This is a genomic window from Kitasatospora sp. NPDC094016 (assembly GCF_040304045.1).
In the GTDB taxonomy this organism is placed as follows: Bacteria; Actinomycetota; Actinomycetes; order Streptomycetales; family Streptomycetaceae; genus Kitasatospora.
Genome location: NZ_JBEOUK010000031.1, coordinates 21,452 through 34,182 on the forward strand (window position 1 = coordinate 21,452; position 12,731 = coordinate 34,182).

Consider the following 12,731-nt stretch of genomic DNA (forward strand, 5'->3'; position numbering starts at 1 on the left):
CTCGGCCGGCGCTGACCCGCCGGCTTTCGCCGACCTGCCGGCCTGCGGTGACCCGTCGGATCAACCCGCCGCGGCGAGCTGGCCGCAGGCGCCGTCGATCTCCTGGCCACGGGTGTCGCGGACGGTCGTCGGCACCCCGTGCGACTGGAGCCGGCGGACGAACTCGCGCTCGTCCTCGGGCCGGGAGGCGGTCCACTTGGAGCCCGGCGTCGGGTTCAGCGGGATCAGGTTGACGTGCACCCGGTGGTTCTTGATCAGCCGGCCAAGCAGGTCCGCCCGCCACGCCTGGTCGTTGATGTCCTTGATCAGCGCGTACTCGATGGAGATCCGCCGGCCCGACTTCTCCGCGTAGTTCCACGCGGCGTCCAGCACCTCGGCGACCTTCCAGCGGGTGTTCACCGGCACCAGCTCGTCGCGCAGCTCGTCGTCCGGGGCGTGCAGCGACAGCGCCAGGCGGCAGCTGAGGCCCTCGTCAGCCAGCCGGTTCATCGCCGGGACCAGGCCGACGGTGGACACCGTGACACCGCGCTGGGACAGGCCGAAACCGTCCGGCGCCGGGTCGGTCAGCCGGCGGATCGCAGCCAGCACCCGGTTGTAGTTGGCCAGCGGCTCGCCCATGCCCATGAAGACCACGTTCGACAGCCGCGCCTCGCCGCCGGGGATCTCGCCGGCCTTGAGCGCGCGCATCCCGGCGGCGATCTGCTCGACGATCTCGGCGGTGGACAGGTTGCGGGTCAGCCCGGCCTGGCCGGTCGCGCAGAAGGGGCAGTTCATGCCGCAACCCGCCTGCGAGCTGATGCACATGGTGACGCGGTCCGGGTAGCGCATCAACACCGACTCGACGAGCGTGCCGTCGAAGAGCTTCCAGAGCGTCTTGCGGGTGGTGTCGTCGTCGCAGGACACGTGCCGCACGACCGACATCAGGTCCGGCAGCAGGCTCCCGGTGAGCTTCTCCCTGCTGGCGGCGGGGATGTCCGTCCAGCCCTCCGGGTCGTTCGACATCCGGCCGAAGTAGTGGTTGGAGAGCTGCTTGGCGCGGAACGGCTGCTCGCCCAGCTCGGCGACGGCCTCCTTGCGCTCGGCGGGGCTCAGGTCGGCGAGGTGTCGCGGGGGCTTGGCGCCGCGCGGCGCGACAAAGGTGAGTTCTCCGGGCTTAGGCATGGTTCATCCAGTGTCGCAGACGCCGGGAGCAGGCCGGGACGTGCGAGGGCCCCGGACGCGCAGGCGTCCGGGGCCCTTCCGCCGCTCGCGGCCGGAGGCCGGGTCGAGGGCGGGACCCTAGCTGCCGACGAAGGCCGCCAGCAGCAGCCAGACCACCGGGGCGGTCGGCAGGAGCGAGTCCAGCCGGTCCATGATGCCGCCGTGGCCGGGCAGCAGCGTGCCCATGTCCTTGATGCCGAGGTCGCGCTTGATCATCGACTCGCCCAGGTCGCCCAGGGTCGCGGTGACCGCCGCGCAACCGCCCAGGATCAGGCCCTGCCACCAGCTGCCGCCGTCGATGATCAGTTCCATCAGCACGGCGCCCGCCAGCATCGACAGGCCGATGCCGCCGGCCAGGCCCTCACGGGTCTTGCCGGGGCTGATCGTCGGGGCGAGCTTGGTCTTGCCGAACTTGTAGCCCACGGCGTAGGCGCCCGTGTCGCTGCAGATCGTGACGATCAGGAACAGCACGATCCGCTGGGGGCCGTCGTCGGCCGCCAGCATCAACGCCACGAACGTGGCCAGGAACGGCACGTAGAAGGCGGTGAACACCCCGGCCGTTATGTCCCGCAGGTAGTCCTCCGGCGGCTCGGCCATCCGCCAGACCATCACCGCCAGCCCGGTCAGCGCGAGCGAGGCCGCGGCCCACTGCACCCCGGCCCAGTAGCCGGTGGCGATCATGGCGATGCCGCCCGCGACCAGCGGCACCAGCGGCGCCTTGATCTGCTTGCGCTCAGCGAGCCGACTGGTCAGCTCCCAGACGCCGACCGACACCGCGGCCATCACGACGAACAGGAACAGCGCCTTCACCACGAACAGCGAGGCGATGATCACCGCACCGAGACCGACCCCCACGCCTATCGCGGCCTGGAGGTTACGGCCACCGCGCTGCTTGCGCGGCTGCGGCTGCGGGGCGGACTGGGCGGCCACGGGTGTCTCCTGCCCTGGATGGGACGACGGCACGAAGTGGGGCTGCCCGGCCGCCGGGTAACTCGGCGGCGGCGCGGGAGGCACCGGAGCCCCGGGGCGCGGCGGGGCGCCGCGGCCGGGGGTGGCGTCATCGGTTATCGCGCGCAGCACGACCGTCTCCGTCACACCCGGCACCGCCGCCTCGGACCGGTCGTCCCGGAACAGCGGGCCGCTCAGCCGACCGGCCTCCCGGGACTGACCGGCGGCGGGGTCACCCGGCCGGCCGGAGCCCGCCGGCGGGCCCTGCTCCGGCACGCCGGGGAACGGGCCGGGGCCCGCCGGTACGGGAGGCATGACCTGAGTCTCCTCCGCGTCGCCGCCCCAGTACACCGGAGGCTGCTGCGAGTGATCCGAACGGTGGCCGGGGTCACCCGGCGCGCCGCCCGGCGCACCCGGGTGGGCGGCCCCGCCGCCCGGGTGACCGGGGTAGCCCTGGGCCTGCGGCGGCGCCGGGTACTCGCCGTACCCCGGCGCCGGGTGCGCCTGCTGCAGAGGAGCCTGCGGCCGGGGCTGCGGCGCCGGGCGGTAGGGCTGGAACTGCTGGTCGGACGGGCCCCAGTAGCCAGGGGCGTCAGGGGCGTCGTTCATCAGACTTCGAGCAGCTCGGCTTCCTTGTGCTTCAGCAGCTCGTCGACGGCGGCCACGTACTTGGCCGTGGTGTCGTCGAGCTCCTTCTCGGCGCGGCGGCCGTCGTCCTCGCCGACCTCGCCGTCCTTGACCAGCTTGTCGATGGCGTCCTTGGCCTTGCGGCGCACCGCGCGGATCGAGACCTTCGCGTCCTCGCCCTTGCCCCGGGCCACCTTGATGAACTCCCGGCGGCGCTCCTCGGTCAGCTCGGGCAGCACCACCCGGATGAGGGAGCCGTCGTTGGACGGGTTGACGCCCAGGTCGGAGTCGCGGATCGCCTGCTCGATCGCCTTCAGCGCGGTCTTGTCGAACGGCGAGACGACCGCCATCCGGGGCTCCGGCACCGAGAACGAGGCCAGCTGGTTGATCGGCGTCACGGTGCCGTAGTACTCGGCGACGATCTTGGCGAACATCGCCGGGTGGGCACGGCCGGTGCGGATGGCGGCGAAGTCGTCCTTGGCGACGGCGACGGCCTTCTCCATCTTCTCCTCGGCTTCGAGGAGGGTCTCTTCGATCACTGTGATCTCCCTGTCCGGTTCATCTGCGATTGTCCCGACCGGTGTCGGCGTCGAGGCCGGTCACGGCGACGGCGCCGTCCCGTACGGCTGATTGCTGCTCAGGCCCGGACAGAATCCTGGCTGATGAGTGTGCCGATCTTCTCACTCTTCACCGCGCGCGCGATATTGCCCTCCGCCAGCAGCTCGAAGACCAGCATCGGGAGGTTGTTGTCCTTGCACAGCGTGATCGCGGTGAGGTCGGCGACCTTGAGGTCGCGCGCGATGACCTCGGAGTACTCCAGCGCGTCGAACTTCACCGCGTCCGGGTTGGTCCGGGGGTCCGAGTCGTAGACGCCGTCCACGCCGTTCTTGCCCATCAGCAGGACGTCGGCGTGGATCTCCAGGGCCCGCTGGACGGCGGTGGTGTCGGTCGAGAAGTACGGCATGCCCATACCGGCTCCGAAGATCACCACACGGCCCTTCTCCAGGTGCCGGACGGCCCGCAGCGGCAGGTACGGCTCGGCGACCTGGCCCATGGTGATCGCGGTCTGGACCCGGGTCTCGATGCCTTCCTTGACCAGGAAGTCCTGCAGCGCCAGGCAGTTCATCACGGTGCCGAGCATGCCCATGTAGTCGGAGCGCGCCCGGTCCATGCCGCGGACCTGCAACTCGGCGCCCCGGAAGAAGTTGCCGCCACCGATGACCACCGCGACCTCGGTACCGGCACGGACGACGGTGGCGATCTCCCGGGCGATCGCGTGCACGACGTCCGGGTCGACGCCGAGTCCGCCACCACCGGCAAAGGCTTCACCGGACAGCTTGAGCAGCACCCGGCGGCGCGAGCCGGCCTTGGGGTCCTGCGCGGTCTCCTGCGTCTCCTGCATGGACTTCTCCTTTTTGCACCTACTGGCTCACAGGCGCGGGTGTGCGGATGCCCGGCCTGCGCGTACGCGAGAGGAGGCCACTGCCGCGGGAACCGGTTCGGTGTCCTGCACGGCAATGGCCTCCTCGTCGTTCATGGTGCCGACGCGGCCCGCCCGTGGACGGTTGGCACTGGGTGAGCCCGTTCGGCGTTCCGCCCGCCCCGGTCAACGGGCGGGGGCGGTTCCCAGCGTAAGGGTGCCGGGGACCAGGTGGAACGTGGCTCAGGCGCCGACGCGGAAGCGGGCGAAGCGCTTGAGGGCGACGCCGTTCTCCTCGAGGACCTTGGCGACGGTCTTCTTGTTGTCCTTCGCGAAGGCCTGCTCCAGGACGGAGTTCTCCTTGACGAAGCCGGTGACGCGACCCTCGACGATCTTCGGCAGGGCGGCCTCGGGCTTGCCCTCCTCGCGCGCGGTGGCCTCGGCGACGCGACGCTCGTTCTCGAGGTCCTCGGCCGGGATCTCCTCGCGGGACAGGAACTTCGGCGCGAACGCGGCGATGTGCTGCGCGACGTCCTTCGCGACCTCGGCGTTCTCCTTGTCCAGCTCGACCAGGACGCCGACGGCCGGCGGCAGGTCGGGGCTGGTCTTGTGCAGGTAGACCGCGACGAAGCCGTCACCGTCGAACTGGGCGAAGCGACGGAAGACGATCTTCTCGCCCAGGGTCGCGTTGGCCTCGTCGACGAACTGCTGGACGGTCTTGCCGGCCTCGATCTCGGACGCCAGGGCGGCGTCCAGGTCGGCCGGGGCGGTCTTGGCCACGTGAGCGGCGATCGCGTCGGCGACCTTGACGAAGTTGTCACCCTTGGCGACGAAGTCGGTCTCGCAGTTCAGCTCGACCAGAACGCCGGACTTCTTGTCCTCGGCGATCAGCGCGGCGACGGCGCCGTTGGAGGCGTCACGGCCCTCGCGCTTGGCAACGCCCTTCTGGCCCTTGATGCGCAGGAGCTCGACGGCCTTCTCGACGTTGCCCTCAGCCTCGTCCAGAGCCTTCTTGCAGTCCATCATGCCGGCGCCGGTGAGCTCACGGAGCTTCTTGACGTCCGCGGCGGTGAAGTTCGCCATGGTGTGAATCTCTTCTCGCGTCTCGCGTGTCTGCGTGGGGAGACGCCGGGACCGATGATTCGGTCCCGGCGCGGGAGAGAGGGGCACCTACCGGTGTCGTACCGGCGGGTGCCCCTCACCCTTGGTACGTCAGGCCTGCTCGGCCGGCGCCTCGGCGGCGGGGGCCTCGGCGGCGGGGGCCTCGGCGGCGGGGGCCTCAGCGGCCGGAGCCTCGGCGGCGGCGGGGGCCTCCTCGGCCTTCTTCTCGCCCTCGATGAGGTCCTTCTCCCAGTCGGCCAGCGGCTGGTCGGCGCCCGGCTCGGCCTTGACGTCGCCCTTGGCGACACCGGCGCGGGCCTTCAGACCCTCGGCCACGGCGTCGGCGATCACGCGGGTCAGCAGGGTGACGGAGCGGATCGCGTCGTCGTTGCCCGGGATCTTGTAGTCGACCTCGTCGGGGTCACAGTTGGTGTCGAGGATGGCGACGACCGGGATGTTGAGCTTCCGGGCCTCGCCGACCGCGATGTGCTCCTTCTTGGTGTCCACGATCCACACGGCGCTGGGAACGCGCTGCATGTCACGGATACCGCCGAGGGTCTTCTCCAGCTTGTCGTGCTCGCGCTGGAGGACCAGGAGCTCCTTCTTGGTGAGGCCGGAACCGGCCACGTCCGAGAAGTCCAGCTCGCCGAGCTCCTTCAGGCGCTGCAGGCGCTTGTAGACGGTCGAGAAGTTGGTCAGCATGCCGCCGAGCCAGCGCTGGTTCACGTAGGGCATGCCCACGCGGGTGGCCTGCTCGGCGATGGCCTCCTGGGCCTGCTTCTTCGTGCCGACGAAGAGGACGCTGCCGCCGTGGGCAACGGTCTCCTTGATGAACTCGAAGGCGCGGTCGATGTAGTTCAGCGACTGCAGGAGGTCGATGATGTAGATGCCGTTGCGCTCCGTGATGATGAAGCGCTTCATCTTCGGGTTCCAACGGCGGGTCTGGTGACCGAAGTGGACGCCGCTCTCCAGCAGCTCCCGCATCGTGACGACGGCCATAGCCGTGCTCCTCAGGTGTTACGGCCCGGCGGTCGCGCAACGGACGGCGGGTTCGCGCGGTGGCGCTCCCCGCTCGCGCGGTGCGTCCGGCCGGGTCAGGCTCGGTTTGTCCGTGGCAGCCAGGTGACAGCCACGCCTGACGCCCCGAACGTGCCGAGCCGCTTGAACCCGCACGGTCCGGGGACCAGGCGGGCTCGGCGGACCGAGCGGCACTCGCACCTGGTGGGGGCAGCGGCCGGGCCGCGTCCGTCCACCGGTGGCGGGGCGTGCGAAGTCGACCCGGCGGACCGGGTCGCGTGTGAAGTGTACGGGAAGCGCTGCGGGGCGGGCGACTCCGTGACCGGCGGAGGCCCTGGGCGGGCGGATCCGCGCTGGCGGGAGCTGGGCCGGAGACGGACCGGAGGAGGACCGGAGGAGGACCGGAAGCGGGCCGGCCGGGCCCCGGGAGCGCTGCTGCCGCGGTGCTTGTACACCGGATGGCGGCATCCGTACACCCGCTGGAGGGATGGGATCAGGCCACGAGGGCGGTTTGTCCACAGGAGTCCGGAAGTGGGTGGCACCGGGGCGGCGGCGCAGCAAGCCTCGGGGCATGACTGCTCATGCTGGGTGCCCGATTCCGTCCGCTGTCGGTCCGGACCGCTTGGGGCCGAACCGCTTGGGGCCGGACCGGTTGGGGCCGCGCTCGTTTGGTGTGCTGCGGGGGCTGGTCGCCGTGCTGGCGGCACTGGTGCTGTTGGTCTCGGGCGGCGCGGCGCGGGGCGCCGCTCTCAGCGGCGGTGCCGGCCCAGGTCCGGACGGGGGTACCGGAGGTACTGGCCGAGGCGGCGAGACCGGCCGGATCGGTTCGGGCAGTGCGCGGGCCTGGCCGGTGGGCGGGCCCGGCGGGGTGCTCGGGCGGTTCGAACCACCGGCCACGCCATGGGCCGCCGGACACCGGGGAGTGGACCTCGCCGCCGCGCCCGGGGCGGAGGTACGGGCGGCTGCCGCCGGGGTGGTCACGTTCTCCGGGCTGGTGGCGGGGCGCCCGGTGGTGACCGTCACCCACCCCGGCTCGGGGTCGCCCCCCTTGCGGACCACCTACCTGCCCGTCGCCGGCACCGCCCCGGTCGGCACCGAGGTACCCGCCGGACAGGTGATCGGGCGGCTCGTCCCCGACGGACGGCACTGTCCAGCGCGGGACTGCCTGCACTGGGGGCTGCTGCGCGGCGGACGCTACCTCGACCCGCTGGCCCTGTTCGGCGCGGGAGCAGCGCGGCTGCTGCCGCTGGGCGGCGCCGGACGCACCTGACGAATCAGCTGAACCGGATGGACCGGACGGGACCGGGCCGGATGGCGGCTCAGGCCCGGTCGAGACCGTGCAGGGCCATGGCCACGGCGGCGTCCGCGATCAGCTCGGGGCGCTCGGCCGCACACCCGGCGCGGTCCCCCGCCGCCACTTGCTCAGCCCGGCGCACGGCCGCCTCCACGACCCCTTGGAGCAGCGCCGCAGCGAGCCGGGGCTGCGCGTGACCGAGATCCTCCAGGGCCCGGACGACCAGACCGACCAACTTGCCGTGCGCCGCCCGGATGCGCTCGCGCGCGGCCTCGTCGAGTTCGAGCGCGGAGATCGCCACCACCGCCCGGTGGCGCGGGTCCGCGGCCAACGCCAGCTGGCCGCGGACATAGGCCTCGATCCGGTCGGCCGCGCTGTCGCAGCTCTCCATCCCGGCCTCGATCTCGGCAGCCCAGAGCGGGAAGTCCACCTCGCAGAGCGCCTCGACCACGGCGGCCCGGGAGCGGAAGTACTCGTAGACCGAGGAGCGCGCCAGGGAAGTGCGCGCAGCGAGCGCGGGGAAGGTCAGCGCCTCCATACCGCCCTCCGTGAGCAGGGTGCGGGCAGCGTCAAGGAGGGCTGCGCGCTGCAGCTGGCGATGCTCGGCCACCGTGGCCGCTCGGATCTTCGGCACGCTCCCACTGTACGGAGCCCTACCTGCGGCCGGTACGGCGCCGCGCATCTGGGCGGGGAGCGAGGGCGCGCGGGCGCGCGGCGAGGCGTGCGAGTGGGCGCGCAACCCGGAGGTCCGGCCCGGAGGTCGGCCGGGCCGGGACGACCCCGGCCCTCGCTACCGGATGTCCGACAGCTTGGCGCGCAGCTGGAGGACGGACTTGGTGTGGATCTGGCTCACCCGGCTCTCCGTCACCCCCAGCACCTGGCCGATCTCGGCGAGGGTGAGGCCCTCGTAGTAGTAGAGCGTCACCACGGTCTTCTCCCGCTCGGGGAGGGTGTTGACCGCCTGGGCCAGCAGCCTGCGCAGCTCGCGGTCCTCGGCCACCTCGACCGGGTTGTCGGCGCCGTGGTCCACCAGGGTGTCCATCAGGCTCAGCCGGTCGCCGCCCTCCCCCACCGGGTGCAGCAGTTCGTCCAGGGCCACCACGTTGGCCAGGGACAGCTGGCTGAAGATCGCGTGCAGATCCTCGATCGCGATGCCCATCTCGGCAGCGACCTCGGGCTCGTGCGGCGTACGGCGCAGCCGGGCCTCCAGCGTCGCGTACGTCCGCTCGACGGCCTTCGCCTTCTGCCGCACCGAGCGCGGGATCCAGTCCAGGGCACGCAGTTCGTCGATGATCGCGCCGCGGATCCGGCTGATCGCGTAGGTCTCGAACTTGATGGCGCGGTCGACGTCGAACTTCTCGATCGCGTCGATCAGCCCGAAGACCCCCGAGGAGACGAAGTCGGCCTGCTCGACGTTGGAGGGCAGGCCGACCCCGACCCGGCCCGCCACGTACTTGACGAGCGGTGAGTAGTGCAGGATCAGCTGCTCGCGCAGCCGCTGGTCGCCGGTCTCCTTGTAGGAGCGCCAGAGCTCTTCGAGCGCGGTGCGCCCCGGGGCTCCGGGGCCCTGACCGCCCGGCCCCTGCTCCGGGCCTGGCGGAGGAGTGCCGTCCGATGGCAGGGCGCAGGCAGCGATCGGGCGGGCTGAGCCGTCGCCGGTGGTGGTGGCGGCGGCGACCGCGTCGACGGGCTGGCCCGGCACCGCCGTCGGCCGACCGCCCTGGCGCGACAGGCCTCCCATCGTCCCCGTCGCCTTGGGCGGGAACTCGGTCACGGGGCGCCGCTCGGTCCGCGGCCCTCCCGAGGACCGGGCGCCACCGGTCACTCTGTGTCCGGGAATGTGTGTGGGCATGCGTTGGTCTGCGCCGTTCTGCCGAGTCATGTGCTGATAGGGAAGGCATGTGGAGCGTAGCGTGACCGACTCGCTGCAATGCGCTACCGCCACTCGGTCGTCCCCCGATCCGGTGGCGTTCGCGCCATCGAATCCGGGCACGCGAACGGACGAACCGGATCAGCAGGTCAGCCGGGCGATTCCGACACTCCATCCCCACGACACGGATGTGCGCTTCGTTCCGACCGTCACCTCCTCCGCACCAGGCGCCAGTGCGCGCCGTGCCGTTCGACGTAACCGAGCGAGCCCAACTCGTAGAGCCGCTGCAGCACTTCGTCCGGCGGGAGTCCGGACTGCCGAGCCAACCGCTCGATCGGCGCACCCTCCGCCGTCGCCGGGACGGCCTCCAGCACCCGGGCCACCGCCGGCTCCAGCAGATCCCTGGGCAGGACCGGGCCGCTGCGCTGTGGCGCCAGGTCGTCCCCGATCGCTCCGATCAGTTCGGCGATCTCGGCGGAGTCGGTGACCAGCGTGGCGCCGCCGCTGCGGATCAGGGCGTGCACCCCGGCCGAGAGTTCCGAGGTCACCGGGCCGGCGACGCCCATGGTGTGGCGGTTGAGGTCCCGCGCCCGCCTGGCCGTGCTCAGCGCGCCGCTGCGCATCGCCGCCTCGACCACCACCGTGCCCCGGGTGAGCGCCGCGATGACCCGGTTGCGGAGCACGAAGCGGAAGCGGTTCGGGTGCTCCCCGGGCGGGAGTTCACTGACCAGCAGCCCCTGGGCGCCGATCCGCCGGATCAGTTCGGCGTTCCCCTTCGGGTAGGCCACGTCGACCCCGCAGGCGAGCACCGCGATGGTCATCCCGCCGACGGAGAGCGCCCCTCGGTGGGCGGCCGCGTCGATCCCGTAGGCGGCTCCGGACACCACGACCCAACCTCGCTCGGCCAGTTGGGCCGACAGCTCCCCCGCGACGTGGGCGCCGTAAGCCGTGCAGGCCCGGGAACCGACCATCGCCACCGAGCGGAGCGCGAGCAGCCGCAGCGAACCCGTGCCGGTCGTCCAGAGCCCGATCGGGCGCCCGTCACCCAGATCGTCCAGTTGGCTGGGCCATTCCGTGTCCCCCGGAATGATGAAGCGTCCACCGACGGCTCGTACCCGTTCCAGGTCCTCGGCCGGGTCCAGACCGGGGAGTCTCGCCTGGTAGCCGGCCAGCCGGGGCCCGTCCAGCCCGGGGTGCGCGGGCACCGTCCCGTCACGGATCGCCTGGACGACGTCGGCTGCGGAGAGCTGACCGAGCCACCGGCCGACCACCGCGTCCCCGGGCTCGCTCAGTCGGCTGAGCACGGCGCGGGCGAGGCGCTCCGGATCGGGGCCGGACCCGGACTCCGCCCGGCCGGGAGGCTGAAGCTGCGTCATCATCGGCTTCATGCCTCACCGCCCTCGTTCGCCAGGTGCTGGTCGTGTTTCCCGGGGCGCTTGGCGGAGCCGGACCGGGTGGATCTGCCAGGGGCATCGGTGCGGTCCGGTTGACCAGGACTCTCCGGACCAGGACTTTCCAGAGCAGGACTCTCCGGGTCGGGGCAGTCGGGACGGTCGGGCTTCTCGAACCGGCCCGACCAGCTCTGCCCTTCGGGCGGTTCGTCGACCGGCCGGCTGCGCTGGGCCGGGATGCCACCGAGTCGGCCGTAGACCCGCGCGGCCAGCGGCAGCCCCTGTTCGACGCCGGTGCGCAGGACCAGTGCGGTGCGGACGTCCTGCTGGTCCGGCCGGTCGCGACCGGCGAGGTCGGCGACCGTCCAGGCGACTCGGAGCACCCGGTCCAGGCCGCGGGCGGTCAGCAGCCCTCGCTCCAACTGGCGGGCGGCATCGTTCAGTGCTCCGGGGGCAAGCTGCCAGCGGGTCCGCAGTTCGTGGCCCGGGACTTCCGCGTTGGTCCGCCACGGGGTGGCCGCCAGCCGGGCCGCCGCCCGTTCCCGCGCGGCCAGCACCCGGGCCGCGACGGTCTCGGTGTTCTCCGCCGTGGCGTCCCGTTCCATGAGTTCGATCCTCGTCACCGGGGCGACCTGGACCTGGAGGTCGACCCGGTCCAGCAGCGGCCCGGAAAGCCGCCCCTGGTAGCGGCTGACCATCGCAGGAGTGCACTCGCACCCCTCGCCCCGCCGTGAATGCCGGCCGCACGGGCAGGGGTTGGCGGCCAGGCAGAGCAGGAACCTGGCCGGGAGCCGGAGTGAGCCGGCCGAGCGGGCGATCACCACCTCGCCCGACTCCAGCGGCTGGCGCAGTGAGTCGAGCACCCGGACCGGAAACTCCGGCGCCTCGTCCAGGAACAGCACGCCACGGTGGGCCAGCGAGACCGCCCCCGGTCTCGGCAGGCCGCTGCCGCCGCCGACGATCGCCGGCATCGTCGTGGAGTGGTGCGGGGCGCAGTACGGCGCAGTACCGATGAGCGGGCGCCCGGCCGGGAGCAGCCCGGCCACCGAGTGCACGGCGGTGACCTCCAGAGCCTCCTTCTGGGTCAGTGGCGGGAGCAGCGAGGGCAGCCGCTCCGCCAGCATCGTCTTGCCCGCGCCCGGTGGGCCCTTGAGGTACAGGTGGTGACCGCCGGCGGCGGCGATCTCCAGGGCGCGCCGGGCCTCGTACTGTCCGGCCACGTCGGCCAGGTCGAGGCGCGCCGACTTGTCGTCGGCCAGTCCCCGGACGCCGGCGCTGGGCAGCATCAGGCCGGCCATCAGCGGATCCGGCCGGCCGCCGATCGGGTCGGACGGCTCCTCCGGCGCGGGCGCGCCGGTCAGGACGGCGATCAGCTGCCGCAGGCTGCGGACGCCGATCACGGTCACGCCCGGGACGAGCGAGGCCTCGGGCGCGGTCTGCTCCGCGACCACGACCCGCTGGTATCCCGCGTCGGCCGCAGCCAGCACCGACGGCAGCACCCCTCGGACGGGCCGCACCCGGCCGTCCAGCCCGAGTTCGCCGATGATCAGCAGCTCGGCGATGGAGGAGGGGTCGAGCCGCTCGGCCGCGGCCAGGACGGCGCAGGCCACCGCGAGGTCGAAGCCACTGCCGCTCTTGGGCACCGAGGCCGGACTGAGCCCGACGGTCAGCTTGCGCTGCGGCCAGGCCTCACCACTGTTGACCACGGCCGCGCGCACCCGGTCGCGGGCCTCGGACAGCGCCTTGTCGGGCAGGCCGACCAGGGTGAACGCGGCCACCCCGGGCTCCAGATCGGCCTGGACCTCGACGATCACTCCGTCGACGCCGACCAGCGCGACGGAACAGGTACGGGCGAAGGCCATC

At 72.4% G+C, this 12,731-nt stretch carries 10 protein-coding genes and 1 pseudogene; 1 reads left to right on the top strand and 10 read right to left on the bottom strand.

Annotated features, from left to right (window positions below; genetic code table 11):
• Positions 1-60 precede the first annotated feature (60 nt).
• The 6 genes from rlmN to rpsB form a co-directional block, all read right to left on the bottom strand.
• Entirely contained in the window at positions 61-1,161 is a 1,101-nt protein-coding gene (rlmN, locus tag ABT015_RS25475; RefSeq protein ID WP_350882881.1) for a dual-specificity RNA methyltransferase RlmN, read from the bottom strand.
• A 117-nt stretch (positions 1,162-1,278) separates the two neighbouring features.
• The gene (locus tag ABT015_RS25480) at positions 1,279-2,757 is read right to left on the bottom strand and encodes a phosphatidate cytidylyltransferase (protein WP_502897403.1); all 1,479 of its coding nucleotides are present in this window, start codon (positions 2,755-2,757) and stop codon (positions 1,279-1,281) included.
• The gene (gene frr, locus ABT015_RS25485) at positions 2,757-3,314 is read right to left on the bottom strand and encodes a ribosome recycling factor (RefSeq protein WP_063347665.1); all 558 of its coding nucleotides are present in this window, start codon (positions 3,312-3,314) and stop codon (positions 2,757-2,759) included. Before frr ends, ABT015_RS25480 begins: the two co-directional genes overlap by 1 nt.
• A 98-nt stretch (positions 3,315-3,412) precedes the next feature.
• Positions 3,413-4,177, bottom strand: coding sequence for a UMP kinase (pyrH, locus tag ABT015_RS25490; protein ID WP_030056790.1), 765 nt, complete (start codon positions 4,175-4,177; stop codon positions 3,413-3,415).
• Positions 4,178-4,438: 261 nt separating this feature from the next.
• Positions 4,439-5,278 (bottom strand): translation elongation factor Ts, encoded by an 840-nt coding sequence (gene tsf / locus ABT015_RS25495; RefSeq protein ID WP_063347667.1) that lies wholly within the window; start codon positions 5,276-5,278, stop codon positions 4,439-4,441.
• 129 nt (positions 5,279-5,407) lie between these two features.
• Positions 5,408-6,295: a 30S ribosomal protein S2 gene (gene rpsB, locus ABT015_RS25500; RefSeq protein WP_350882884.1), complete on the bottom strand. Its 888-nt coding sequence runs from the start codon at positions 6,293-6,295 to the stop codon at positions 5,408-5,410.
• Between the two features lie 940 nt (positions 6,296-7,235).
• Here rpsB and ABT015_RS25505 point away from each other — a divergent pair.
• Positions 7,236-7,583 (top strand): peptidoglycan DD-metalloendopeptidase family protein, encoded by a 348-nt coding sequence (locus tag ABT015_RS25505; RefSeq protein ID WP_350882886.1) that lies wholly within the window; start codon positions 7,236-7,238, stop codon positions 7,581-7,583.
• 49 nt (positions 7,584-7,632) lie between these two features.
• Here the strand turns inward: ABT015_RS25505 and ABT015_RS25510 are convergent, their stop codons facing one another.
• The 4 genes and pseudogenes from ABT015_RS25510 to ABT015_RS25525 form a co-directional block, all read right to left on the bottom strand.
• Complete coding sequence (locus ABT015_RS25510) at positions 7,633-8,217, bottom strand: TetR/AcrR family transcriptional regulator (RefSeq protein ID WP_350882976.1); 585 nt, start codon at positions 8,215-8,217, stop codon at positions 7,633-7,635.
• A 180-nt stretch (positions 8,218-8,397) separates the two neighbouring features.
• Entirely contained in the window at positions 8,398-9,381 is a 984-nt protein-coding gene (gene whiG / locus ABT015_RS25515) for an RNA polymerase sigma factor WhiG (protein ID WP_350882888.1), read from the bottom strand.
• Positions 9,382-9,686: 305 nt separating this feature from the next.
• Positions 9,687-10,853 (bottom strand): DNA-processing protein DprA, encoded by a 1,167-nt coding sequence (dprA, locus tag ABT015_RS25520; RefSeq protein WP_350882890.1) that lies wholly within the window; start codon positions 10,851-10,853, stop codon positions 9,687-9,689.
• Positions 10,854-11,131: 278 nt separating this feature from the next.
• Positions 11,132-12,730 (bottom strand): annotated as a pseudogene (locus ABT015_RS25525) (YifB family Mg chelatase-like AAA ATPase); the annotation flags it as partial.
• Position 12,731: the final 1 nt, after the last annotated feature.